Raw genomic sequence first — 25031 nt, 5'->3', positions numbered from 1 at the left:
TTCCGACGCGGTGCGCGGTTGTCACCCTGCGCCGGCGCCGCAGCAGGCGGGAGGGAGGAATCCGGGGTGGTTACCCGGGATGGTGGCGGATCTCCGGACGGCCGTAGACAGTTCCGGCATGCTGGAATCGGGCCGCGCACAGCGGGCGATCACCAGGGGAGCGATGGTGGGTGTCGGGAACGCGTCGTTGAGAGCCGCACGGGAGCGCACCGCGTCCCGGACGCATCCCGGCGAGTGCCTGTCCCGCCAGGAACTCGCCGAACTCGTGAACGAGCACGTCTGGCGACACCACCAGCGACGCGTCGACGTCGACGCCAACTACGTCGCGAAGCTGGAACGTGGGGTGATCCGCTGGCCCAACGCGCACTACCGTGCGGCATTTCGCGCTGTGCTGGGCGCGTCCACCGACGCCGAACTGGGGTTCGCCAACAACCGTCGGGCGGCCGTCCCGCTCGCGACTAACACCGGTTCCGCACCGACCACTCGCGGACCCGTACACCCGCCGCCGGCCGTCCCGGCGCCGCGGCAGCTACCCGCCGCTCCCCGCTTGTTCTCCGGGCGCACGAGGGAACTCGCCGCCCTCAGCGCCGCGGCCGACGGTGACCGGGGCAGGTCCAGCACGGTGGTCATCTCGGCGATCGACGGGCTCGGCGGGATCGGCAAGACCTGGTTGGCCTTGCAGTGGGCGCACCAGAACCTCGCCCGGTTCCCCGACGGCCAGTTGTACGTCAACCTCCGCGGGTTCGCTCCCACCGAGCCCCCCGTCGCGCCGACGACGGCGGTGCGTGGCTTCCTGCACGCCCTCGGTGTCGCCCCGACCGCCGTTCCGCCGGACCTCGACGGCCGGACCGCGCTGTTCCGGAGTCTGGTCGCCGGGAAGCGCATGCTGGTGGTGCTGGATGACGCGCCCGATGACGCAGTCGTCGAGCACCTGTTGCCGGGCAGCCCGTCGTGCACCGTGCTGGTCACCAGTCGCCGCCGCCTCGCCGGCCTGACTGTGTGCGGGGCGCACCGGGTCATGGTCGACGCACTGGGCGACGACGACGCACGAGCGTTGCTGGAGGGTCACATCGGCCGGCACAGGTTCGCCGCCGAACCCGACGCGATCACCGATCTGGTGCGGTTCTGCGCGGGGTTGCCGTTGGCGGTGAGCATCGTGGCGGCCCGCGCGGTCACCCACCCCGACTTCCCCCTCGGCGCACTGGCCGACGACCTGCGCGACCGGGCCGCCCGGCTGGACGAGCTGAGCACCGCCGATCGGTCGAAGAGCCTGTCGGCGGTGTTCGCCGCGTCCCTCCAGGCGCAGAACGCCCCGGCAGCGACCCTGTTCCGGCTGCTCGGCGTGGCGGGTGGCCCCGACATCGGCGTGCCCGCCGCAGCCGGCCTCGCCGGGTTGACCGTCTCGCGCACCCGGCGGCTGCTCCGTGAACTGGAAGACGCCCACCTCGTCCAGCAGCACCAACCCGGCCGCTTCCGCATGCATGACCTCGTCCGGCTCTTCGCGACCGACCGGGCGGCCCGCGACCTCGATCCCGGAGCCCGTGCGTCGGCTGCCCGGAGGCTGGTCGACCACTACCTGCACACCTCCTTCGCCGGTGAGCGGGTGTTCGACCCCGTTCGCCCGCCCATCGACATCGGCCACCCGGTGTCCGGCAGCAGGCCCGGATCGCTGCCGGACGAGACGGCGGCGCTGGCGTGGTTCGAAGCGGAGCACCAGAACATCCTCAGCACCCAGCGCCTGGCTGATCGGCACGACCTGCACTCGCACGTCTGGCAATTGGCGTGGGCGTCGCACACCTTCCACTACCGGCAGGGACACCGCAACGACAGCCTGACCACGTGGCGGGCCGCCCTGGTGGCGGCTGATCGGCTCGGCGACGGGGTCACCCGCGCCCGCATCCATCGGCGGCTCGGCGTCGCCCTGGTCGACACCGGCGACCACGGAGCAGGACTGGAACACCTCCGGCAGGCATTATCGCTCTTCACCGCCGCCGACGACGGTGCTGGTCAAGCACGAGCCCACGAAGCCTTGGCCGACGCGTGGGAGCGGCACGGCGACGCCCACCGCGCACTGACGCACGCCTACCAAGCGCTACAGCAGTACCGGAATCTCGGCGACGCCGTGCACGAGGCCAACGCCCTGAACTCGGTCGGCTGGTACCACGCCCGTCAGGGCCACTACGAGCAGGCGCGCGCCTACTGCACGAACGCCCTGGCCCTGCACCAGGAACACCACTACCACGACGGCGAGGCGTACGCCCGGCACAGCCTCGGCTGCCTCGCACACGTCACCGGCGACCACGCCCACGCGATCGAGCACTTCCGGAGATCCCTCACCCTGCTACGGCAGCTCAAGGACGCCCACCAGGAGGCAACGGTCGTCGACGATCTGGGCACAGCGCACGCCGCTCTGCACGACCACCGCCGGGCCAGAGCCAACTGGCTCCGCGCACTGGACCTGTACCGCGCACAACACCGGGAAGCGGAAGCCGCGAGCGTCGAACACCGGCTCGCGTCACTGGAGGCACCGGCGCCCGGCGCGGGTGTCAGAGCAGGCAGGTCGCGTACAGCATGATGCCGACTGTGGGAATCGAGCGCACCAGGGGTATGCCGTGGTGGTAGAGGTCCGTCTGCTGGGTGCGGTCGAGGTCGTGGCGGACGGTCGGGTGGTCGAGGTGGGGTCGCCGCGGCAGCGGCATGTGCTGGCGGTGCTGGTGGCCGAGTCGGGTCGGCCGGTGTACCCGGAGGCGGTGGTCGAGCGGGTGTGGGGGGAGGCGCGTCCGGGGCGGGTGCCGCCGTCGTTGCACACCTATGTCTCGCAGTTGCGCCGGGTGTTGGCGCCGGTCGGGGTGACGATCACTCGTCACGGTGGCGGGTATGTGTGTCCGGTGGATCCGTCGGTGGTGGATGTCCACCGGTTCGCCGATCTCGTCGCCCGCGCCCGCGCCACCGTTGACGATGCCGAGGCGATGGGGTTGTGGGAGCGGGCGCTGAGCCTGTGGCGGGGTGATCCGGTGTCCGGGTTGGACACGCCGTGGGCGAACCAGTGGCGCACCCGATTACGTGATGAGCGCACCGCGGCGGAGTTGGACCACACCGACCTGCTGTTGCGGACGGGGCGGCACGGTGAGGTGTTGCCGGTGTTGGCCGCGCGGGTGGAGGACCGGCCTCTGGACGAGCGGTTGGCGGGTCAGTACCTGACGGCGTTGTACCGGTCGGGTCGTCAGGCCGATGCCCTGGCGCGTTATCACGCTGTGCGGGAGCGGTTGGCCGAGGAGTTGGGCGCGGACCCCGGTCCCGGCCTGCAAGCCCTGTACCAGCGGATCCTCACCGCCGACACCGCCCTGGACACTCCCGCGGCCGGGTCGGTGGCCGATCCGCATCCGGTGCCGCGGCAGTTGCCGCCGGCGCCGGCGCACTTCGTCGGCCGCACGACCGAACTGGCCGACCTCACCGCCCGGTTGGAGGCCGCCGCCGAGCAGGGCGGCACCGTGCTGATCTCGGCCTTGGCAGGTGCCGGGGGGATCGGCAAGACCTGGCTGGCGCTGCACTGGGGGCACAGCGCGGCAGACCGGTTCCCGGACGGGCAGTTGTTCGTGGACCTGCGTGGTTTCAGCCCCGACAGCCAACCCGTGAATCCCGGTGTGGCGGTGCGGGGGTTCCTCGACGGCCTCGGTGTCGACCCGGCCCGCATCCCGGCGGACACGCAGGCGCAGGCCGCGCTGTACCGGAGTCTGGTGGCCGACAAGCGGATGCTGATCGTGCTGGACAACGCCGCGACCACCGATCAGATCACCCCGCTGCTGCCCGGCGGCCCGACCTGCACCGTGGTGGTCACCAGCCGCCGCCGGCTCACCACCCTGATCAGCCGCCACGGCGCACACCACCTGCACCTGGAACTCCTCACCGAGGAGGAGGCGCGTGCCCTGCTCACCGCCCGCGCCGGCGCCACCCGCGTCGAAGCCGAACCCGACGCCGTCACCGAACTCCTGGCCTACTGCCGGGGCTTCCCCCTCGCCCTGAGCCTGATCGGCGGCCGTGCCCACGCCGAGCCGCACCTGCCGCTGGCACGGATCGCCGCCGAACTGTGCGAACTGGGCCTCGACGCGCTGGACGACGACGAACCCACCGCCAGCCTGCCCGCCGTGCTGTCCTGGTCCCACGAAGCACTCACCGACGAACAACGTCAGGTGTTCAGCCTCCTCGGCATCGCACCCGGACCCGACATCAGCCTCCACGCCGCCGCCAACCTCACCGGACACCCACCCGCCCACACCCGACGCCTCCTGCGCACCCTCACCGAGGCGTCCCTGCTCGACCACGACTCCGATGACCGGTACTCCATGCACGACCTCATCCGCGCCTACGCCACCACCACCGCCCACCGCCTGGCGGAGGACGTGCGGGAACAGGCGCTACGCGGCGTGCTCGACTTCTACACCCACACCGCCGACGCCGCCGATCACATCCTGCGCCCGCACCGCCCGCCCACCCACCTGGACCCGCCCGTCCCGGGCGCCCATCCCCACGCCCCGCCCGACGCTTCAGCGGCGATGGCCTGGTTCGACACCGAACACCACAACCTGCTCGCCGCGCAGCACACCGCCACCACCCACGCCTGGCACCCCACCGTCTGGCACCTGGCCCGGACCACGGCCCTCTACCACGCCCGGCGAGGACACCTCCACGTGAGGCTGACGTTGTGGCAGGCGGCACTGGACGCTTCCGCCCACCTGCCCGACCCCACCACCCGCATCCACATCCACCGGTTCCTCGGCCGCGCCTACTGGGACCTGGGGCGGCAGGAGGAGGCGATGGAGCACACGCACCACGCCCTCGACCTGGCCGAACACCACCACGACACCGTTGAGCAGGCCCACACCCACCAGGCGCTCGCGCTGGCCTGGGGACGGGGACCGCAGGGGGATCTCCAGCAGGCGCTGGAGCACGCCACCCGCGCCCTGCACCTCTTCCGCACCATCGACAACCCGGTGTGGCAAGCCAGCGCGCTCAACGCGGTGGGATGGTTCGCCGCCCAGGTCGGCGACTACGACACCGCCCGCGACCACTGCCGACAAGCCCTCACCCTGTACCGCCGCCACGATTACCCCGATGGTGAGGCGGCCACCCTGGACAGCCTGGGCTACATCGACCACCACACCGGCCACCACCACGAGGCCATCGCCCACTACCAGCAGGCCCTCACCATCTACCGCGGCATCCGCAGCACCTACGAGACCGCCAAGACCCTTGACTACCTGGGCCACCCACACGCCTCCCTCGGCCAGTACGAGCACGTCCGGGCGGTGTGGAGAGAAGCACTCCAGTTGTACCGGGATCAAGGCCGCCACGACTACGCCGACCGCGTCCAACACCAACTCGACACCCTGGACGAGAAGGACCACACCGGCACCACGTCCTGACGTGTCGCTCCGGTGCGCCCGTCGAGGTGCTGGCCGGGTGGAGGCGAAGTCCGTGCGCGCGGGCGATACCTCCGAGCGCGGGTGTCAGAGGAGGCGGGTCGCGTACGGCATGATGCCGCCGTAGCGGACCGGTGCGATGCGGACCGACGAACCCGAATACGGCGCCTCGACCATCATCCCGCCGCCCAGGTAGAGCGCGACGTGCGTGCCGCCACCGGGCCCCCAGAACAGCATGTCGCCGCGTTGCGCCTGGCTCAGCGGCACCTTGCGGCCGGCGTTGTACTGGTAGCCGCTGTAGTGCGGCAGGTAGACGCCGACACCCGCGAACGCGTACATCATCAGGCCCGAGCAGTCGAAGCCCACGCTGTAGTAGTCGCCGTGCGAGTCGCCCACGCCGCCGTCGCGGATGCCGACCGTCGGGCCGTCGTAGTTGCCGCCGCCCCACGAGTAGCGCACGCCCAGTTGCGCCAGCGCGCGGCCGACGACGGTTTCCACGCCGTCTCCGCCGGGCACGGTGACCACGGGGCGGGCGGAGGGCTGCGAGGCGTTCAGCGCGGCTTCCTCCTCGCGGCGCTTGTCGTCCAGCCACTGGTGGTACTGGGCGCGTTGGCCTTCCAGGCCTTCGACGGCGTTCAGCGCCTGCGTCAGCTCGCCTTCGACCCTGGCCTTGTCGCCCTCGATCGCGGCGGCCTGCCCCGCCTGGTCCTGCTGCGCCCGCACGGCCTCCTGCTGGGCCGCGTCGGCGTCCTTCCTGGCCTGGTCGGCGGCGGCCTGCCGCTGGTTCGCGAGGTCGAGCGCGGCGCGGGCGGCGGAGTCCTTGTTGGACTTCTCCGACCTCGCCCGTTCCACGTCGTCCAGCGCGTTCAGGCCGGCGTCGCCGACCGCCGCCAGCAGTTGCTCGCGGGCCAGCACGTCCTCGGGGCTGGCCGCGCCGAAGTACGCGGACAGCGACCCGATCGTGCTGCCCTGCTGGAAGCTGGCGGCGGCGAACTCGTCCAGCTCTTGGCGCGCGTCGTCCACGGCCCGGCCGGCGGCGTCCGCCTCGGTGCGGGCGAAGTCGGCGTCCTGCCGGGCCCGGACCGCCTCGTCCTGGGCGGCCTCCAGGTCGACGCGGGCCTTGTTGACCAGCTCCATCTTGAACGCGACGTCGTCGGTGAGCCGTTGCAGCCGGGCTTCCGCCTCGGTGAGCTGGCTGGTCAGCTCGCCGACCCTGGCGGCCTTCGCGTCGGCCTGCTGCCGACCGGCGCTGATCGCGTCGTCACCCGGGTTGGGCGGTGGCGGCGGGACCGCCGAGGCCACGCCCGGGAACAGGACCAACGCCGCGACCGCCATGATCACCCATCGAGTCACGACACGCGCCTCCCACCCGCTCGGTCGATCCGCGTTCCACCGAATGGCGTCAACTGGACACGTTCCGAGACTGTGCCACTACAGCACCAAGGTTTCCAATTGACCCGGCAAGAACTTCAACCACATGGGTCACAGGAGTCGCGCTAAACCCACTTTCAGTTGACTTTGCGCTCCAGCCCCGCCCAGTACGGCTCGCGCAGCTTGAACTTCTGCACCTTGCCGGTCGCGGTGCGCGGGATGGCGTCCCGGAACTCCACGGACGTGGGCGCCTTGAACCCGGCGAGCCGCGCCTTGCAGTGGGCGATCAGCTCCGCCTCGGTGACCCGCGCGCCCTCGGCGAGGACGACCAGCGCCTTGATCGTCTCGCCCCACTTGTCGTGCGGCACGCCGATCACCGCCGCCTCGGCCACGGCGGGGTGGCCGAACAACGCGTCCTCCACCTCGATCGAGGACACGTTCTCACCGCCGGTGATGATCACGTCCTTCTTGCGGTCGGAGATCGTGAGGTGCCCCTCCTCGTCCAGCGTGCCGCCGTCCCCGGTGCGGAACCAGCCGTCCTCGATCGCCTCGGCGGTGGCCTGCGGGTTCTCCCAGTAGCCGGCCATGACGTTGTTCGTCCGGGCCAGCACCTCGCCGCTCTCGGCGATCCGGAGCCGCACCCCGAGGCCGGGCGCGCCGGCGCGGGACAGCTTGCGGGCGCGTTCGTCGGACGGCAGCGCGTCATCGCCCGGACGGGTGCGGTTGAAGGTGAGCAGCGGCGACGTCTCGGTCAGGCCGTAGAGCTGGAGGAACTCCCAGCCGAGTTCGTCGCCGACGCGGGCGATGGTGCGGCTGGGCGGCGGGGCGCCCGCGCACACGATCCGGACCCGGTCACGGCCCGGGATCTCGCCGTCCCAGGTCTGGGCGGCGTCCAGCACGGCGTTCCACACGGCGGGCGCGCCGCAGATCAGCGTGACGCCGTGGTCGCGGACCCGGCGCAGGATCTCCGTGCCGTCGACCTTGCGCAGCACGACCTGCGGCACGCCGAGGCCCGCCAGCCCGAACGGCATGCCCCAGCCGTTGCAGTGGAACATCGGCAGGACGTGCAGGTAGACGTCGCGCTCCCAGGCACGGGTGTGCATGGCGAAGGTGACCGCGTTGAGCCAGATGTTGCGGTGCGTCATCTCGACGCCCTTGGGCCGGGCCGTCGTGCCGGAGGTGTAGTTGATGGTGGCGGTAGCGTCCTCGTCCGGCGCGGACCACGGGCGCGGCTCGGTGTCGAAGCGCAGCAACTGGTCGCTCTCCGCGCCGAGCGTGAACCGGTGGCGGGCGGTCACCTGGTCCAGGCGCAGCTCGGGGTCGACCAAGAGGACCGACGCGCCGCTGTGCTCCACGATGTAGGCGACCTCGTCGGCCCGGAGCCGGAAGTTCACCGGCACGCAGATCCGGCCGCCGGCGGGCACCGCGTGCAGGAGTTCGAGCAACCGGGCCGAGTTGTGACTGACCACGGCGACCCGTTCCCCCTCGCCGACCCCCAACGCGTCCAGGCCCGCCTGCCAGGCGCGGACGCGGTCGGCGAGGCGCCCGTAGGTGGTGGTCGGCACCGGGGTGGCGGGCTGGTCGGGCTCGTCCACGGTGGCGGTGGTGTCCGCGAAGACGTGCGCGGCACGGTCGAGGAAGTCGGCGACAGTCAGGGGTACGCGCATACGCAAGGACCTTATTGAGCGGGCTCACACTCGGCTACCGATCGGTCACCGACACCTGAACCGGGCGGCGGGCGACACGACCACCGACGCGAATCGCCGGCACGAGGCCGGGCCTCGGCTCATTGGGAGGCCAGCACGAACCTTCTATTGAGGTGTTGCGGCGCCCGAGCCTTGTCCGCATGGGCGCGGATGTACCTGGCGAGATCGGCATCGGTCACCGCGACCGACTCCCGCATGACCACCCAACTCACGTTCTCCTCGAAGCCGGGCGTGGTCAGCGAGCCCTCGTACAGGTGGAACCTTCGATCGGCCGGCAGCAGGCCACGCAGGTTGAACTTCTTCGGCAACGGCGACTCGCCCTCGGCGGCCAGGCTCACCTCCGGCAGCGTCAGGAAGACCGCGACGACACAGATCCGGAGACCGTCGTCCGCACGGATGTGCACGGCGTGCATCTCGACTTCGTTCCGCACGCCGTCGACCCAGTGCTCGGCGGGCCTGTGGAAGTGCACGTTCTCCAGGTTGAACCGGCCCGCTCCCAGCCGCACCCAGTTCTCGGCGCGCGGGTCGAACCGGTGGCCGTCCGCCACCTCGCGAAAGTCGAACTCCTGCGCGTGGTCCGCCCAGCCGACGTCGAGCGTGATGGCATCGGTGGAGATCGCCGCGCGGGTGGTGATGTTGATCGGTGACTGTTGTTCCCCCATGGCATCATCTTCCCAGCTCACGCCCTCACCAGGTGAGTGAAAGACGATCACGTTCGGGTGATCACCACGTGCTCGGGTCGCCCCACGTCCGCACCGGCCCGGACACCACGACCGGCACCGCGACCAGTTCCGGCACCGACTCCCCCACCGGACCGCGCACCACGGCGGTCGCCATCCCGTCGTACGGCGTCGGCTCCGCGTTGCAGATCACCACCGCCGCGCCGGCCCGCGCCGCCAACTCGACCAACCCCGCCGCCGGCTCCACCGACAACGACGTCCCGGCCACCAACATCAGATCGCAGTCCAACGCCGCCGTCCGCGCCGCCCGCAACACGTCGGCGTCCAACGCCTGACCGAAAGCCACCGTCGTGGACCGGAGAATCCCGCCGCACACAAGGCAATCCGGGTCGTCCTCCCCCGCGCGCACGCGCGCCAACGCGTCACGCATCGCACCCGTGGCACCACAAGCCGCGCACACGGTCCCCGCCAAAGACCCGTGCAACTCGACCACCGCCGAAGACCCGGCCCGCTGGTGCAGCCCGTCCACGTTCTGCGTCAGCAACGCCCGCACCCGTCCGGTCCGCTCCAGTTCCGCCAACGCCAGGTGCGCGACGTTCGGCGCGGCCGTCCACACCGGATGCCGCAGCCTCGCCTGCCACGCCGCCCGCCGCACCGCCGGATCGGTCAGGTAGTCGTCGAGCGTGAACTCGCGCCCGAACGCCGTCCACACCCCGGCCGGGCCGCGAAAATCCGGGATGCCCGAGTCCGTCGAGACCCCCGCGCCGGTGAGCACGGTGATGCGGCGCGCGGTGGCCATCGCGTCCCGTGCGTCCATTCCCCCACCATTCCACGTCGGGTGTTTGCGAGCATGGGCACGTGCGGAGGACATGGGGCGCGGTGTTCGGGGTTGTCGGCTTGATCACAGCGGTGGCGGGAACCTTCCTGCCGTGGCTGCGTTCTGGAACGGTCACGAGAGACAGTTACGAGGTGCTCGCGCTGCGTGGTTTCGCCGGGTTGGACGGCCCTTCCGGCGAGGTGATCCGGGGTGTCTGGGTCGGGATCACCCCGTTGGCGGTGTGCTGCGTGGTGCTCTGGTTGATGCGATTTCACAGGTTTGCCTCTTTTCTTGCTCTGCTCTTTGGCACGATTGCGGGAACGGTGGCGGCCCTTGCCGCCGTCCAAGGGGGCAACGAGGGTGCGCTGGTCGGGATCAGCCTGACCGGACCGGTCGTCACCCTCGGTGGTGCCGTGCTGGGGGTCGCGGGTGCGATCACCGTGCTCACCGCGAAACCCGCACAGCGATCAGTCCAGGAGGAGCACCGTGAGCCACCCAGGTAGCGGCGGAGGCGAGTGGCCGCCGCAGAACAACCCGTACGGCCAGCCCCAGCAGCAAGGCGGGTGGCAGCAGCAGCAGCCCCAGCAGGGCGGCTACCCGCAGCAGGGCGGATATCCGCAGACCGGCCCGCAGCCGGGTTACCCGCAGACCGGCCCGCAGCCGCAACAGGGCTACCCGCAGACCGGCCCGCAGGGCTTCCCCCAGCAGGGGTACCAGCAGCAGTTCGGCGACCCCCAGCAGCAGTTCGGCGGTGGCCAGCCGCCGTACGGCCAGCCGCCCTACGGCTTCGCGGGCGGCGAGCCGCCGAAGAAGAAGCGCACCGGCCTGGTGATCACGGCGATCGTGGCCGTCCTGGCACTGGCCGCCGGCACCTTCTTCACGGTTCGCGCGCTGCGCAGCTCCGACTCCGTCGCGGCCGGCTCCGAGAACCCGCAGACCGCCGCGAACAACCTGCTCAGCGCGTTGGGCAGCGGTGACGTCCTGGGCATCATGAACGGCCTGGCGCCCGCCGAGGCGAAGCTGAGCAAGGACTACACCGAGGCCACCGTCAGCGAGGCCAAGCGGCTGGAGATCCTGAAGAAGGACGCCGACCCGCAGAAGATCAGCGGCGTCCAGATCAAGAGCGAGGGCATCAAGTTCGACGAGGCCGCCGCCGAGAAGGTCAACGACCGGCTGACCATCAACAAGGTGGTCGAGGGCAAGATCACGGTCACCTCGGACGTCAAGCAGATCCCGCTGACCGACAAGCTGGTCAAGGCGCTGGGCGCGAAGCTGGACCAGGAGCCCGAGACCGACACGCTCGACTTCGCCAAGGAGAAGGAGAAGCGCAAGGGCAAGCCGATCGGCATCGCGACGATCAAGGTCGGCAGCGACTGGTACCCGTCGCTGTTCTACACGCTCGCGAACGCCGCGCTGGAGGAGGAAGACCTCAAGTGGCCCGCCCAGGGCATCGCGCCGGCCGGCGCGGACTCCCCGGAGGCGGCGGCCAAGGGCATGGTGGACAAGGCGCTCGCCGGTGATGTCAAGGGCGTCATCGCACTCCTGCCGCCGGACGAGATGGGCGTGATCCAGGACGTCGGCCCGGTGATCCTGGACCAGATCGGCCGCGTGCCCAACACGGGCGCGAAGCTGGTCGAGCTGGAGACCGACTCGAAGGACGTCACGGGCGGCAAGCAGCTAACCGTGCGCAAGCTCGTCCTGGAGGTCAAGGGCGAGAAGGGCGAGGTCTCCCGCGACGGCGACTGCTACACCGCGAAGGCCGACGGCCAGACGCAGCGGCTGTGCGCGGACGAGATCGCGCAACTCGCGGAGCAGCAGGGCGGTGGCGACATCCCACCGGCCGCCGTGGACGTGATCGCCCGCGTCGGTGCACAGGTGCTCAAGGACGGCATCGGCGTCGTCACCACCGAGGTCGACGGCAAGTGGTACGTCAGCCCGATCCGCAGCTACAGCGAGATCTTCCTGACGCTGATGCGCGGTCTCCAGCCGAAGGACATCGACGAGCTGCTCAAGCTCGCCAAGTAAGAGCCCCACAAGGCAACAAGTAAGGCAACACGGAGAGCCCCGCCGGCAAGCCCGGCGGGGCTCTCGCACGAAAACACAAAAGCACAAAAAGCACGAAGAGATACGCAACGGCACCACCGCAGCGGAACCACAACGCAAGGCGACCAGTACCTACGCAGGTCTGGTCTCAAGCCGGGAACGCTAAGCAGCGGCACCACATCATCGCTAAGCCCTGATGCTGCCAGGGACGGCTGGAACGCCACGCGCGCTACGGATCGCGCACTTGCGGCTGCCAGGTCGCGTGCTCTTCGGGCCGAAGGCACGCGGCCTGGCACGCTGGGCGGGTCACTCTGCGGGCGGCGTGTTGCGCTGACACCGGTCCCCCGACAGCCTTTAGGGCTCCCGATGATGTGGTCCCGTTGCGTGCTGTCCCCGGCTTGAGCCCAGACCTGCGTGCTTACAGGGCGCTTTGAGTCCGTGGTTGCCCTTCTGCCGTCCTTTTTCGTAAAAGCCTTGCTTGCTCTGTTGTCTGTCAGTTTCGGCGTGGGCCTAGTGTTCGTGCGGCCAGGGTGGCGGCTGCTACGAGAAATCCGGCTGCTGTCCCGGATATTGCCAGATTCTGGGCGAGGTTGGTTTCGTGGCCGAGTGCGCCCAGGACGTTGCCGATCGGGGGTGTTTGGCCGAACAGGAACGTCAGCAGGATCAGTGCGGCGGCGGTCAGTACCGACCAGCCGTGTTGGGTGATGATCGGCCGGGTGCACAGGACGCCTACTCCGACTCCGGTCAGGCCGCACACCAGCAGTGCGGCGAATCCGGACGCGATCGTGGTCAACGGATAAGGGCGGGACTGGGTCAGGACTGGCACCAAGGCCGCGAATGCCGCTACTACCGTCACCGCCAGGCACGACAGCGCGGTGACTGCTCCCTGTGCCCGGCCCCAGCCGCCGGCTGTCGTCACGGTGACCGCACGTCGCACGGGGTCCTCGGCGGTCGCGATCACGATGGTCAGCCACACCGCGACCGGGTAGAAGAACGCGGACGGACCGGCGTAGGCGGACAACGGTGGTCCGGCGTCGCCGGCGTTGAACATGGCCAGCACGGCGGCGAAGGCCAGCAGTGGCGGCAAGTAACGCTGGGTGCGCAGCACGTCCGCCAGCAGGTAGCGCACCAGTGCCGTCATGAGCGCACGCTCCGCACCGAGCAGCCCAGCCGCAGGGCCTCGGCCAGGACCAGGTCGCTGTACGAGGGCTCGACCTCCACCCGCGCCCCTCCCCCGACGGCCCGTGCCACCACGACCCCTTCCAGCGAGCTGACCTTGTCGAACAGCTCTCCCACCCGGTCCAGTTCGATCACCACCCCGGTCCGCGCCGCGCCCAACGGCAGCTCGCGGGCACCGGGCAGGTCGTGGCCGTGGTGGTCGGTGAGCAGCACCGCCGCCTCGCCCGCTGTCACCAGTTCGGCGAGCACCGCCCCGGCGGCGGCGTCCAGGCCGGACCACGGCTCGTCGAGCACCAGCAAGCCGGTGGCGGACAAGGCCTGTGCGAGGGCGATCTTCTGCGTGTTGCCCTTGGAGAGGGTGGCCATCGGCGCGTCCGCATCGCCGACGAAGCCCAGGGCCTCCACCAGGTCCCACCGCGCCGGCACGCCCCGCACGGCCGCGAGGTGGCGCAGGTAGTCCCGGGCCGACAGCTTGACACCGGGCGGGAACCGCTCCGGCAGGTAGCCCACCGACCGGGACCGCTCGACGCGCCCGGACGTCGGGCTGCTCAGCCCGGCGGCGATGCGCAGCAGGGTGGACTTCCCGGAGCCGTTGCCGCCGGTCACCACGACCGCCTCGCCGGGCCGCACCGCGAGCGACACGTCGCGCAGCACCCACGGGCCCCGCCCGTACCGCTTGCCGATTCGATCAAGACGGACCACGGGTGTGATGATGCCCTGATCTCGGTAGGGCCGGGTTGAAGCGGAATACAGGACACGCGTACTGTTTAGGGCGAGAGGGCGCCGCGCCGCAGGGTGCGGAAGACTCAGCAGAAGTTCCCAACCGACTTGCGCGTCACAGATGGAGTTTCACGTGACTGGACCAGGGAAGCCCGTGCCTGCCGGCACCGGGGGCACTAGTAAGGACAGCTTCGGCGCCCGCGGCACGCTCACCGTGGGGAACGCCTCGTACGAGGTGTTCCGACTGAGCGCGGTCGAGGGAGCGGAGCGGCTCCCGTACAGCTTGAAGATCCTGCTGGAGAACCTGCTGCGGACCGAGGACGGCGCGAACATCACCGCCGACCACGTGCGCGCGCTGGGCGGCTGGGATCCGTCCGCCGAGCCGGACACGGAGATCCAGTTCACCCCCGGCCGGGTGGTGATGCAGGACTTCACCGGCGTGCCCTGCGTGGTCGACCTGGCCACCATGCGCGAGGCCGTCACCCAGTTGGGTGGCGACCCGACCAAGGTCAACCCGCTGGCGCCCGCCGAGCTGGTCATCGACCACTCGGTCATCGCGGACATCTTCGGCCGCCCGGACGCGTTCGAGCTGAACGTCGACCTGGAGTACCAGCGCAACAAGGAGCGCTACCAGTTCCTGCGCTGGGGCCAGACCGCGTTCGACGAGTTCAAGGTCGTCCCGCCCGGCACCGGCATCGTGCACCAGGTCAACATCGAGCACCTCGCGCGCGTGGTGATGGTCCGCGACCTGCCCGCCGGCAGCGGAGGCACGCTCCCGCAGGCCTACCCGGACACCCTGGTCGGCACCGACTCGCACACCACCATGGTGAACGGCATCGGCGTGCTGGGCTGGGGCGTCGGCGGCATCGAGGCGGAGGCCGCGATGCTCGGCCAGCCGGTGTCCATGCTGATCCCGCGCGTGGTGGGCTTCAAGCTGCACGGCGAGCTGCCCGCCGGCGCGACCGCCACCGACCTCGTGCTGACCATCACCGAAATGCTGCGCAAGCACGGCGTGGTCGGCAAGTTCGTGGAGTTCTACGGCTCCGGCGTGGGCGCGGTGCCGCTGGCCAACCGCGCCACCATCGGCAACATGAGCCCCGAGTTCGGCTCCACCTGCGCGATCTTCCCGATCGACGGCGAGACCATCGACTACCTGAAGCTGACCGGCCGCACCGCCGACCAGCTCGAACTGGTCGAGGCGTACGCCAAGGAGCAAGGCCTCTGGCACGACCCGGCGCACGAGCCGGTGTACTCCGAGACGCTGGAGCTGGACCTGTCGACGGTGGTCCCGTCGATCGCCGGCCCGAAGCGCCCGCAGGACCGCATCGAGCTGACCGACGCCAAGGCCGCGTTCCGCCAGGCGCTCGGCGCGTACGTGGCCAACACCGAGGACGCCTCCAAGTCCAATGTGGACGAGGGCGTGGAGGAGACGTTCCCGGCCAGCGACCCGGTCTCGGTGTCCAACGGCGACGCGGGCGGCGCGCCGCGGGTGTTCCACTCCGCGGCCGAGGGCGCGAACGGGCGTCCGTCCAACCCGGTGAAGGTGACCCTGGACGGCGCCGAGTTCGAGCTGGACCACGGCGCGGTCGCGATCGCCGCGATCACCTCGTGCACCAACACGTCCAACCCGTCGGTGATGATCGGCGCGGCGCTGCTGGCGAAGAAGGCCGTGGAGAAGGGCCTGGAGCGCAAGCCGTGGGTGAAGACCACCCTCGCGCCGGGTTCCAAGGTCGTCATGGACTACTACGCGCGCGCGGGCCTGCTGCCGTACCTGGAGAAGCTGGGCTTCCACCTGGTCGGCTACGGCTGCACCACGTGCATCGGCAACTCGGGCCCGTTGCAGGACGAGATCTCGGCGGGCATCGGCCACGGCGACCTCGCCGCGGTGTCGGTGCTGTCCGGCAACCGGAACTTCGAGGGCCGGATCAACCCGGACATCAAGATGAACTACCTGGCGTCCCCGCCGCTCGTGGTGGCGTACGCGCTGGCCGGTTCGATGGACAAGGACATCACCACCGAGCCGCTGGGCACCGACCAGGCCGGCGAGCCGGTGTACCTGGCCGACATCTGGCCGTCGCCGCAGGAGATCTCCGAGGTGGTCGCGTCGGCCATCTCGCCGGAGGGCTTCACCAAGGGCTACGCGGACGTGTTCGCGGGCGACCAGCGCTGGCAGTCGCTGCCGACGCCGACCGGCAAGACGTTCGAGTGGGACGCGCAGTCGACCTACGTCCGGAAGCCCCCGTACTTCGAGGGCATGGAGATGGACCCGAAGCCGGTGACCGAGATCAGCGGCGCGCGCGTGCTGGCCCTGCTCGGCGACTCGGTCACCACCGACCACATCTCCCCCGCCGGCGCGATCAAAACCGACTCCCCCGCCGGCAAGTACCTCACCGAACACGGCGTCGAACGCAAGGACTTCAACTCCTACGGCTCACGCCGCGGCAACCACGAAGTCATGATCCGCGGCACCTTCGCCAACATCCGCCTGCGCAACCTCCTGCTCGACGACGTCCAAGGCGGCTACACCCGCAACTTCCTCGCCGACGGCGAACAGACCACCATCTACGACGCCTCCGTCGCCTACGCCGAAGCCGGCATCCCCCTCGTCGTCCTCGCAGGCAAGGAATACGGCTCCGGCTCCTCCCGCGACTGGGCCGCCAAAGGCACCTCACTCCTCGGCGTACGCGCCGTGATCGCCGAATCCTTCGAACGCATCCACCGCTCCAACCTCATCGGCATGGGCGTCCTGCCACTCCAGTTCCCCGACGGCCAGACCGCCGCGGACCTGGGCCTCGACGGCACCGAGACGTTCGACTTCACCGGCATCACCGCACTCAACGACGGCACCACACCACGCACCGTGCACGTCACCGCCACCAAACACGACGGACCCAAGATCGAATTCGACGCCCTCGTCCGCATCGACACCCCCGGCGAAGCCGACTACTACCGCAACGGCGGCATCATGCACTACGTACTCCGCAAGATGGTCCGCAGCTAGACACCACGACCAGGGGCCGCCCACCAGTGGGCGGCCCCTTCGTCCGCCACGTCAACGAACCAGGACGTCCAACCCGATATCCAACGGAAACGGCACCCGGGTCTTCAACCGGTCGTGGAAGATGCCGGTGAGCGCGTACACGCTCGCCGCCGGGTCCAGCTCGTACACATAGACCACCGGCAAGCCGTCGCTGTTCTCCACCCGCCAGAAGTGCTTGATACCACCCTGCGCGTAGCGCTTCGGCTTCGTCTCCCGATCACGGATCTCCGACGACGGCGAGACCACCTCGACAACCAACAGCACGTCACCGGGCTCGTAGTAGGTGCGATCCAGGTCCGCCGCCGAGGCCTCGGACACCACCGAAACATCCGGACAAGGCCGCTGCTTCGGCCCGAGAACGACATCCATCTCGCGAACTGCGGTGAGCCCGCCGGGCGCTTGCCGCCGGAGTTCGCAAAGCAGCCCGTCGACAACCGACACGTGGAACTCACTCCGAGGGTCCATGATGATGAGTTCTCCGTCGACCAGCTCGATGTGCTTCAACACGTCAAGCTCGCCGTAGGGGCCTTCCCGGCCGATGTGATCGAGATCAGCGGCTGTCCAGCCTCGCGCGGGGACGTAGGGCCACTGGGGTTCGACAGCCATGGGGCAAGCGTAGAACCGGGGCTCGACGGCGCCAGGTCCGGTCCGCGTCACCCCCAAACGCCGGCCTCGCTAGGGTGTGGCCCCTCAGGGGGTGAGGCGTGGTGGTGTGGCTGCCACTGGTCCTGGTCGGTCTGCTCAGCGCGTTGTGGGACCACGGTCCGCTCGCGGGCATCGGCGTGTTGCTGAGTGTCGCGTGGTGGCAAAGGAGTCTTCAACTTGTCGCCGCGGTCCTGGTGTTCGCGTTGGCCGCTGTCTACGGGATGCCGCCGTTCCCGACGGTCGTGGCGGTCGCCGCCGCGGTGGTGCTGGCCGCGCACGACCTGCACGCCCGCCGGCCCGGCGTCTGGTTCCCTTTGCTGGCAACAGGTCTGGGCTTGTTCACGACCTCGCTCGGCATGGTGTGGCTGCGGTCCGTGCCGTGGCCGGCCCGCTCCCCTGAGGAGGATTCGCGGACGATTACCCAGATCACCACGATCTCGTGGTGGCCGGATGACGGTTCCTACGTCGACGTGGGAGTCCTGGTCGCCGCCTTCGCCGTCGCCTCGGGGCTGGGGATCTGGGCGTTGCAGGCGCGGAGTCCTGTCGTCGCGGTCACTGCCGCCGGGTACCTGGTCGCCGCGTGGCTCCTGCTGCCCGAACCGCAACCGGCGATGGGGTGGACCGATCGGGAGCAGTACGCCGACCCCTTCACGCAGCCTCACCCCGAACTGGTCCTCCTGATCGGCGCGGCGGTGGCGTTCACGACGATGCGTGCGCCCGACGAGAAGCGGCCGGTGTGGTTGCCGTTGATCGTGGTGGGGCTGTCCGGTCCGTTCTGGGAGTACGGATCGCTGGTCGGCGTCGCCGTGCTGGTGGTCGTGGCCGGGTACCTGCGCAGTCTGCGGCTCGCGGCGGCGACGGCGGTGTACGCGGTGGCCGCGCTCGTCGAGCCGCAACCGTTCCCGGCCGTCGTGGCGGTGGCCGCCGCGCTCCTGTTGGCCGCCCACGACCTGCACGCGCGCAGGCCCGGCGTCTGGTTCCCTCTGCTGGCAACGGGTCTCGGTGTGCTCACCGCGAAACTGGCCGACTACTGGGTGGTCGGCCCGCCGCCCGTCACGTACGGGTCCAGGTCCACCACCGGCTACTACGCGACGCTCCAGTCGGACGAGATGACCAGCGCCGTGGCGATCGCGTTCGACCCGTCCGCCGACCTGCACTTCACCCGGGCCGTTGCCGTGGCGGTCGCCGTCGGGCTGGCGGTCTGGGCGTGGCGGGCGAAGAACTTCCTGGTCGTGGCCACGGCCGCGGGCTACCTGGCCGCCGCCTGGCACCTGGCGCCGGAGTACCCGGAAGTGGTGGTCCTGGCCGGTGCGGCTGTCGCGTTCACCCGCGACAGCCGCGCCCGCACCCGTTAGAACGGCTGGGCGTTGGGCTGGAAGACCTGCCCGTTCGCCGGAGCCTTCAGGTTCACCAGGTAGTCGGTCACCGCGGTGTCCGCGCCCGCGCTGTCACCGAGGATGCAGTGCCCGAACGAGTCGACGCTGATCAGCCGCGCGTTGCCCAACTGGCGGGCCATCCGCTCGGAGAACTTGTACTGCGTCGCCGGGTCGTAGTAGTTGCCCACCACGACGACCGGGTTCTTGGTGTGCTTGTTCCACGGCCCCGCGTACCGGTCGGGGCGCGGCACCGGCCACGACGCGCACGTCAGCAGGTCGGACGCGGCCTGCTGGCGGCCGAACGTGGGCGACTCGCGCTCCCACTTCGCCGCCAGGAACGGGAACAGCCCCGGCACCCGCAGGAACGGCTTGTCGGTGCAGTTCACGCCGTAGTACGAGTCGTCGGACAGGTACTCGGCGTCACCCGCGACGCCCGCGCGGACGTCGGCGAGACCGTGCTTGTTCGCCAGCGGGGCTTCCAGCACGGGGGCCTGCTGCACGGTCAGCGCGGCCGACGGGTGCAGCACCTGGTAGATGGCCTGCAACCAGGTCGCCAGCGCCTTGAACCGGGTCGGCGCGTACAGGTCGCCGGTCACCCGGCCGATGTAGCCCGCGTACGTGACGACCTCGCCCGTCGGCAGGGTGATCGACGCCTTGCGCAGCGCGTCGCGCACCTCGTCGAACTTGGCGCGCGGGTTGCCCTCGCTGTACGCGCACTTGACGCCCTCGGCGTCGCACCGCTTGAGGAACGCGTCCAAGGCCAGCTCGAAGCCCTGCGCGCGCTGCCGGTCGTACTCCGCGCCGTTGGAGGTGCGCAGCGCCGGGTCGACGTTGCCGTCCAGCACGAGCGCCCGTGACTTCTTGGGGAAGACGTTGGCGTAGGTCGCGCCGAGCAGCGTGCCGTAGGAGAAGCCGACGAACGTCAGCTCCTTGTCGCCCACGCCCTGCCGCAACAGGTCGAGGTCACGTGCCACGTCCTCGGTGGACATGTGGCGGAGCAGCGGGCCGGCGGTGCGCTTGCACGCCTCGGTGTAGTCCTCGGTGGCGTCCATGGTGTCGCGGATCTCGGTGCGGGTGACCGGGATGGACGACATGCGGCCGAAGACCTCGTTGGCCTCTTCCTCGGTCTTGAAGCAGCGCAGCGGCGAGCTGCGGCCCACGCCGCGCGGGTCGAACCCGATCAGGTCGAACCGCTTCATGATCTCCGGCTGGAAGAACGAGCTGCCGTACGCGGAGTAGATCAGGCCGGCGCCGCCGGGGCCGCCGGGGTTGATGAACAGCGAGCCGATCTTGTTGGCCTGGTCGGTCGCGGGTGACTTCATCAGCGCGACGGTGATCTTCTCGCCGCGCGGCTTGCGGTGGTCCAGCGGGACCGGGTGGTTGGCGCAGCGGACCCTCTCCCGCTGCGCGGCGGGGATCTGCTTCAACACGTCGTCGGCGCACTGGGCCCACTGCACGGGCGCGGCGCCCTGCGCTTCCTGGGCGTTCGCGGTGCCGGTCGCCGCGAGGCCGGACACGGCGGTGCCCAGGACCATCGCGACGACCAGCGCTCTGCTGCCAAGCTTCACGGGTAGCGCTCCTCACGTCTCCGGCGCCGACCCTCGTCGTCATTCCACGGCGCCGTCGCGCGAGGCTCTCACCCGTACGGGTAGCAGTACACCCGCAGAACGGATGAATTCCCTGCGGTGGGTCAGCCCACCGCCCGTGCCAGCGACAAGGCGAACCGCCCTTCCGAGTCGGTCCACCAGCGGTGGAGTTCGAAACCGGCGGCCGTCAGCTCCCGGGCCACGCCCTCACGCCGGAACTTGGCCGAGACTTCGGTGCGCAACTCCTCGCCTTCGGCGAATTCCACCTCCAGCTCCAACGCCGCCACGCGGGCGCGCACCGCGCGGGACGCGCGCAGCCGCATCTCGATCCACTCCTCCTCGGCGTTCCACAGCGCGACGTGCCGGAACGCCAGCGGGTCGAAGTCCGCGCCCAGCTCCCGGTTGAGCACCCGCAGCACGTTGCGGTTGAACTCGGCCGTGACGCCGCGCGCGTCGTCGTAGGCCCGCACCAGCACCTCGGGGTCCTTCACCAGGTCGGTGCCCAGCAGCAGCCACTCCCCCGGCTCCAGCACGTCCCGCACGGAGGCGAAGAACTTGTCCCGCTCCTCCGGGATCAGGTTCCCGATGGTGCCGCCGAGGAACGCCACCAGCCGGGGCGACGCGCCCGGCAGCAGTCCCAGGTGCTCGGTGAAGTCGCCGACCACGCCGTGCACCTCCAGGCCGGGGTAGTCGGCCAGGATCTGCTTGGCCGCCTCGCTCAACGCGCTGGACGACACGTCCAGCGGCACGAACTCGGACAGCGTCCCGTGCGCGCGCAGCGCGTCCAGCAGCAGCCGGGTCTTCTCCGACGAGCCGGAACCCAGCTCCACCAACGCGTGCGCGCCGGTCGTCGCGGCGATCTCGTCCGCGCGGGCGAGCAGGATCTCCCGCTCCGACCGGGTCGGGTAGTACTCGGGCAGCCGGGTGATCTCCTCGAACAGGTCGCTGCCCACGGCGTCGTAGAACCACTTCGGCGAGACCCACTTGGGCCGGGCGGTGAGGCCGGCCTTCGCCTCGGCCCGGAGCGCGACCACCGCGTCCTCCGGTGTCAGGTGCACGTCGAGCTGCGGCTCGGTCATCGTCGTCCCATCGGTTGAACGTCCACTGTGGTCTGGTCGGCCGTGACGACGTGCCCATCGGGCACCTCCCGCCAGCGCGGGTCGTCGTCCAGCGGCTCGGAGGACACCGTCACCGCGCCGTCGCCGGAACGCACCCAGAGCGAGTGCGTCCACGTGGTGCCGACGAGCACGGTTCCGTTGGTGAGCAACAGGTTCAGCCGCGATCCGGGCGCGGCGGCGGCCACTTCGGACACCACTGACGCCAGCACGGCGGCCGGCGGCGCGGTGGCCAGGCGCGCCCTGACCAGTGCCCACAGCAGGGCCGAGTCGGTGGGCGCGTCCAGCGTGAGGAGGTCGGCGACCGGCAGCGCCTTGGCGAGGTCGGCGACCGAGCCCGGCCAGCCGGCGACCCGGCCGTTGTGGCTGAACAGCCACCGCCCGTCGGTGAACGGCGCGCACGCGGTCTCCACCACCGGCATCCCGACGGTGGCCGACCGCACGGCGGCGAGCACCGCGCCGGAGACGAGGACCCGGCTCAGCGCGGCCAGGTTCTCGTCCGACCAGAGCGTCCCGGTCCGGCGGTAGCGCACCGCGGGACCGCCCGGCGCGGGGTACCAGCCCACGCCGTAGCCGTCGACGTTCACCGTGCCGCCGCCGCGCATGTCCCGCGGTTGGTACGACTGGCGCAGCAGCGAGTGCGGCGGATCGTGGACCAGCGCCGCGATAGGCACGGCGGGGCCCAGGTAACCTAGATGGCGGCACACGTCAGGCCCGCTCCTCCGGCGCCGCGTCCCGCGCGCAGCGGAACCCGGCGAAGATCTGCCGCCGGATGGGGTAGTCCCAGTTGCGGAACGTCGAGCGCACCGCCGCCTGGTCGGTGCCGAAGGACCCGCCGCGCAGCACCTTGTAGTCGGGTCCGAAGAACACCTGCGAGTACTCGGCGTACGGGAACACCTCGAACCCGCCGTAGCCGTGGAAGTCCGAGCTGGTCCACTCCCACACGTCGCCGATCAACTGGTGCACGCCCAGCGGCGACGCGCCCGCCGGGTACGCGCCGACCGGCGCGGGCGACAGGTGCCGCTGACCGAGGTTGGCGTGCGCCTCGGTCGGCTCCCCGTCGCCCCACGGGTAGCGCCGGGAACGGCCGGTGGCCGGGTCGAACCGGGCGGACTTCTCCCACTCCACCTCGGTCGGCAGCCGCTTGCCCGCCCACTTCGCGTAGGCCTCGGCCTCGTGGTAGCAGACGTGCACGACGGGCTGGCCCGGGTCGACCGGCGCGGTCACGCCGAACGCCGTCCGGTGCCACTGGTCGCCCTCGCGCCCCCAGAACCTCGGGGCGACCAGCGACGCCTTCTGGACGTGCGCCCAGCCGGCCTCGGACCACCAGCGCGGGTCGCGGTACCCGCCTTCGGCGATGAACGCGGCGTACGCGCCGTTGGTCACCGGGGCCGTGTCGATGAAGAACGGCTCGGTGACCGCCTGGTGCGCGGGCCGTTCGTTGTCCAGCGCCCACACCTCGGTGGAGGTGCCCATGGTGAACGGGCCGCCGGGCACCAGCACCTCGGCCGGGCCGACCGGTCCGCCGGGCGGCGGCGGGGGCGCGTCCAGCACGGGCGGGCCGACGCGGAGCTGGTGGGTCGCCAGCATGGTCTCGTCGTGCTGCTGCTCGTGCTGCACGATCATGCCGAAGGCGAACCCGCCGTCGAGCAGCCGGCGGCCCTCCAGCGGACTGGTCTCCAGCACGTCGAACACCTTGTCCCGCACCTCGCCCACGTACTTGCGGGCTTCACCGGGACCGAGCAGGGGCAGCTCCGGCCGCGCGGAGCGGGCGTGCTTGAACGCGTCGTACAGCTCGTCGATGTCCTGCCGCACCGGCTCGCGTCCCCCGACGTCGCGGACCAGCCAGAGCTCTTCCTGGTTGCCGATGTGCGCGAGGTCCCACACCAGCGGGGACATCAGCCTGGAGTGCTGGCGCACGAGGTCGTGGTCGTCCACGGCGTCGGTCAGCGCGGCGCTGCGCTGCCGTGCCCTGGTGAGCTGGGCGGCGACGCGGTCGCGGATGTCCTCGATCCCGGTCTCGCGGTCGATGCTGGTCATGAGCGGCCCCCTCCGGTCTTCTCAGCGAGCGTGCGGTGCAGTTCCTCCGCGATCGCGTCGGCCTGGCCGACCGACAGGTCGGTGTTGCGCAGCGCCGCACAGCCCAGTTCGACCACATCGCGCGCCGCGCGGGCGAGCACCGGGTCGTCCAGGCCGTAACGGGCGGCGGCGAGCCAGCGGCCCGCCGCGGTCTCGGTGACCGCCAGCACGGCGTCCACCACGGACCGGTCGCTGAACAACGCGGCCAGCAGCACCACGGGCGGCAGCCACCGGCCGTCCGGCGGCGTGTCCAGGTACCGGACCTCCAGGTACCCGCGCGGGCGGACCGGCGGGAACTGGAGCGTCAGGTGGTAGTCCAGGTCGTCGGCCGTGGGCCGCGTCTCCAGCGCGCCGTCGATCCAGTCGGCGAACGTGAGGCGCCGCGGCGGCAGCCAGCTAGAGCCCGGTCTTCGCACCACGATCACCGGTGCGTCGAGCACCCGCCGCGCCCACGCCTTCGCCGGTTCCGCGCACACGGCCGCGGGGCGGGTGCGCACGGGATCGGTGGCGTAGAGCGTGCGCATCCGGGCACTGGCCCAGTCGGTGCGCCTGCCGCCGACACCGGGCGAGTTCGCGAACAGCGCGGCGAGCACGGGGCCCAGCGCGTGCACGGCGGCCCAGCGGGCGGCGAGGTCCTGCTCGTGGCCGACGTCCAGGCACACCTGGAGCCCGGCGGTGCTGCACATCATCGTGATGCCCTCCGGCCCGACGGGCGCGAAGGCGTGCTCCATGGCCGCGTAACGGGGGACTTGGAGCATTCGACGCGGAGGCCGGTGCGGATCCGCACCGCGGTGCCCGAGCACGAGGCCCGCCGGCGCCAAGAGGCCGGTGAGGTGGTCGATGTCGTCCGCGACGGTCTTGAGCAACTCGGTCAGCGAGCCGATCGGCGGGGTGGAGATCTCGACCTGGCCGCCCGGTTCGACGGTGAGCGGCGTGCCGCCCGGCAGCGGCTGTTGAGGACTGTCGGGGACGAGCGTGGGTGGTGCGTGTTTGCCCAGTGCCGCGGCGAGGGCGTGCCGATCGAGCGGCTTGGCCGGGTCTTCTCGGTGGTGGACGGTCCATTCCAGTTCGACGCCGAACAGCCTTGGTGGGCCGTGTTTGAAGCAGACCGAGGCGACGTACGCCTCAGCCTCTTGGCGGTCCCGGAACACCGCCGGCGTCGGCCCCGGTGCCGGGGCACTACGGACAGCAGTCACTTTGTGTACTCCCGGTGATCAATTTCCTTCGATTCGACGCTACACGGGGGTACCGACA

The 25031-nt window shown here is 70.7% G+C and carries 18 protein-coding genes; 6 read left to right on the top strand and 12 right to left on the bottom strand.

The genetic code is table 11. The features are described 5' to 3' along the window. Nucleotides 1–118: 118 nt before the first annotated feature. Together ACQPZF_RS18075 and ACQPZF_RS18070 are read left to right on the top strand one after the other, a co-directional pair. On the top strand, nucleotides 119–2575 hold the full coding sequence (locus tag ACQPZF_RS18075; protein ID WP_433273073.1) for an ATP-binding protein: 2457 nt from the start codon (nucleotides 119–121) through the stop codon (nucleotides 2573–2575). 40 nt (nucleotides 2576–2615) lie between these two features. Further along, nucleotides 2616–5423, top strand: coding sequence for a BTAD domain-containing putative transcriptional regulator (locus tag ACQPZF_RS18070; protein WP_433273071.1), 2808 nt, complete (start codon nucleotides 2616–2618; stop codon nucleotides 5421–5423). A gap of 84 nt (nucleotides 5424–5507) precedes the next feature. Here ACQPZF_RS18070 and ACQPZF_RS18065 read toward each other — a convergent pair whose 3' ends face one another. The 4 genes from ACQPZF_RS18065 to ACQPZF_RS18050 form a co-directional block, all read right to left on the bottom strand. Beyond that, nucleotides 5508–6773 (bottom strand): NlpC/P60 family protein, encoded by a 1266-nt coding sequence (locus tag ACQPZF_RS18065; RefSeq protein ID WP_433273069.1) that lies wholly within the window; start codon nucleotides 6771–6773, stop codon nucleotides 5508–5510. A 155-nt stretch (nucleotides 6774–6928) separates the two neighbouring features. Next, complete coding sequence (locus ACQPZF_RS18060; protein ID WP_433273067.1) at nucleotides 6929–8458, bottom strand: AMP-binding protein; 1530 nt, start codon at nucleotides 8456–8458, stop codon at nucleotides 6929–6931. 119 nt (nucleotides 8459–8577) lie between these two features. Continuing rightward, entirely contained in the window at nucleotides 8578–9159 is a 582-nt protein-coding gene (locus ACQPZF_RS18055) for a carbonic anhydrase family protein (RefSeq protein WP_433273065.1), read from the bottom strand. Between the two features lie 61 nt (nucleotides 9160–9220). After that, on the bottom strand, nucleotides 9221–9994 hold the full coding sequence (locus ACQPZF_RS18050; protein WP_433273062.1) for an SIR2 family NAD-dependent protein deacylase: 774 nt from the start codon (nucleotides 9992–9994) through the stop codon (nucleotides 9221–9223). Nucleotides 9995–10056: 62 nt separating this feature from the next. Here ACQPZF_RS18050 and ACQPZF_RS18045 point away from each other — a divergent pair, with 62 nt between their 5' ends. Next, nucleotides 10057–10497, top strand: coding sequence for a hypothetical protein (locus tag ACQPZF_RS18045; RefSeq protein ID WP_433273060.1), 441 nt, complete (start codon nucleotides 10057–10059; stop codon nucleotides 10495–10497). Then, on the top strand, nucleotides 10481–12019 hold the full coding sequence (locus tag ACQPZF_RS18040; protein WP_433273058.1) for a flagellar basal body protein FliL: 1539 nt from the start codon (nucleotides 10481–10483) through the stop codon (nucleotides 12017–12019). The genes ACQPZF_RS18045 and ACQPZF_RS18040 overlap by 17 nt, the downstream gene beginning before the upstream one ends. Before the next feature lie 511 nt (nucleotides 12020–12530). Here ACQPZF_RS18040 and ACQPZF_RS18035 read toward each other — a convergent pair. Together ACQPZF_RS18035 and ACQPZF_RS18030 are read right to left on the bottom strand one after the other, a co-directional pair. Next, nucleotides 12531–13178: a hypothetical protein gene (locus ACQPZF_RS18035; RefSeq protein ID WP_433273056.1), complete on the bottom strand. Its 648-nt coding sequence runs from the start codon at nucleotides 13176–13178 to the stop codon at nucleotides 12531–12533. Continuing rightward, a complete protein-coding gene (locus ACQPZF_RS18030) occupies nucleotides 13175–13918 on the bottom strand; it encodes an ABC transporter ATP-binding protein (protein WP_433273053.1) in 744 nt (247 codons plus the stop codon). The genes ACQPZF_RS18035 and ACQPZF_RS18030 overlap by 4 nt, the downstream gene beginning before the upstream one ends. A 151-nt stretch (nucleotides 13919–14069) precedes the next feature. On the opposite strand from ACQPZF_RS18030, the gene ACQPZF_RS18025 reads away from it, so the two are divergent. Then, the gene (locus tag ACQPZF_RS18025) at nucleotides 14070–16937 is read left to right on the top strand and encodes an aconitate hydratase (protein ID WP_433273051.1); all 2868 of its coding nucleotides are present in this window, start codon (nucleotides 14070–14072) and stop codon (nucleotides 16935–16937) included. 51 nt (nucleotides 16938–16988) lie between these two features. Here the strand turns inward: ACQPZF_RS18025 and ACQPZF_RS18020 are convergent, their stop codons facing one another. After that, nucleotides 16989–17480, bottom strand: a complete 492-nt coding sequence (locus ACQPZF_RS18020; protein ID WP_433273050.1) for a Uma2 family endonuclease — start codon at nucleotides 17478–17480, stop codon at nucleotides 16989–16991. 203 nt (nucleotides 17481–17683) lie between these two features. Between ACQPZF_RS18020 and ACQPZF_RS18015 the strand changes: the two genes are divergently transcribed. Next, nucleotides 17684–18976 carry a hypothetical protein gene (locus tag ACQPZF_RS18015; RefSeq protein ID WP_433273048.1) on the top strand — a complete coding sequence of 431 codons (1293 nt, stop codon included), beginning with the start codon at nucleotides 17684–17686 and terminating at the stop codon, nucleotides 18974–18976. Here the strand turns inward: ACQPZF_RS18015 and ACQPZF_RS18010 are convergent. The 5 genes from ACQPZF_RS18010 to ACQPZF_RS17990 all read right to left on the bottom strand — a co-directional run bounded on the left by ACQPZF_RS18010 (nucleotide 18973) and on the right by ACQPZF_RS17990 (nucleotide 24973). Next, entirely contained in the window at nucleotides 18973–20532 is a 1560-nt protein-coding gene (locus tag ACQPZF_RS18010) for an alpha/beta hydrolase (protein ID WP_433274595.1), read from the bottom strand. The two genes, ACQPZF_RS18015 and ACQPZF_RS18010, sit on opposite strands and share 4 nt — an antisense overlap. Nucleotides 20533–20687: 155 nt before the next feature. Beyond that, the gene (egtD, locus tag ACQPZF_RS18005; protein WP_433273046.1) at nucleotides 20688–21662 is read right to left on the bottom strand and encodes an L-histidine N(alpha)-methyltransferase; all 975 of its coding nucleotides are present in this window, start codon (nucleotides 21660–21662) and stop codon (nucleotides 20688–20690) included. Beyond that, nucleotides 21659–22405 carry an ergothioneine biosynthesis protein EgtC gene (gene egtC, locus ACQPZF_RS18000; protein WP_433273044.1) on the bottom strand — a complete coding sequence of 249 codons (747 nt, stop codon included), beginning with the start codon at nucleotides 22403–22405 and terminating at the stop codon, nucleotides 21659–21661. The genes egtD and egtC overlap by 4 nt, the downstream gene beginning before the upstream one ends. A 1-nt stretch (nucleotide 22406) precedes the next feature. Next, nucleotides 22407–23738 carry an ergothioneine biosynthesis protein EgtB gene (gene egtB / locus ACQPZF_RS17995; protein WP_433273042.1) on the bottom strand — a complete coding sequence of 444 codons (1332 nt, stop codon included), beginning with the start codon at nucleotides 23736–23738 and terminating at the stop codon, nucleotides 22407–22409. Beyond that, nucleotides 23735–24973 (bottom strand): glutamate-cysteine ligase family protein, encoded by a 1239-nt coding sequence (locus ACQPZF_RS17990; protein WP_433273040.1) that lies wholly within the window; start codon nucleotides 24971–24973, stop codon nucleotides 23735–23737. The genes egtB and ACQPZF_RS17990 overlap by 4 nt, the downstream gene beginning before the upstream one ends. Between the last annotated feature and the right edge of the window lie 58 nt (nucleotides 24974–25031).

Origin of the sequence: Actinosynnema sp. CS-041913, assembly GCF_050942485.1 — a bacterium.
Lineage (GTDB): Bacteria > Actinomycetota > Actinomycetes > Mycobacteriales > Pseudonocardiaceae > Actinosynnema.
The sequence above is the reverse complement of the archived record's forward strand: the minus strand, read 5'-3'. Positions and strand labels throughout refer to the sequence as shown.

Bases quoted from the DNA above. Each gene is read 5' to 3' on its own strand.
- ACQPZF_RS18075 (WP_433273073.1), top strand. From the start codon at position 119: ATGCTGGAATCGGGCCGCGCACAGCGGGCGATCACCAGGGGAGCGATG.
- ACQPZF_RS18060 (WP_433273067.1), bottom strand. From the start codon at position 8,458: ATGCGCGTACCCCTGACTGTCGCCGACTTCCTCGACCGTGCCGCGCAC.
- ACQPZF_RS18055 (WP_433273065.1), bottom strand. From the start codon at position 9,159: ATGGGGGAACAACAGTCACCGATCAACATCACCACCCGCGCGGCGATC.
- ACQPZF_RS18050 (WP_433273062.1), bottom strand. From the start codon at position 9,994: ATGGACGCACGGGACGCGATGGCCACCGCGCGCCGCATCACCGTGCTC.
- ACQPZF_RS18035 (WP_433273056.1), bottom strand. From the start codon at position 13,178: ATGACGGCACTGGTGCGCTACCTGCTGGCGGACGTGCTGCGCACCCAG.
- ACQPZF_RS18010 (WP_433274595.1), bottom strand. From the start codon at position 20,532: ATGGTCCTGGGCACCGCCGTGTCCGGCCTCGCGGCGACCGGCACCGCG.
- egtD (WP_433273046.1), bottom strand. From the start codon at position 21,662: ATGACCGAGCCGCAGCTCGACGTGCACCTGACACCGGAGGACGCGGTG.
- egtB (WP_433273042.1), bottom strand. From the start codon at position 23,738: ATGACCAGCATCGACCGCGAGACCGGGATCGAGGACATCCGCGACCGC.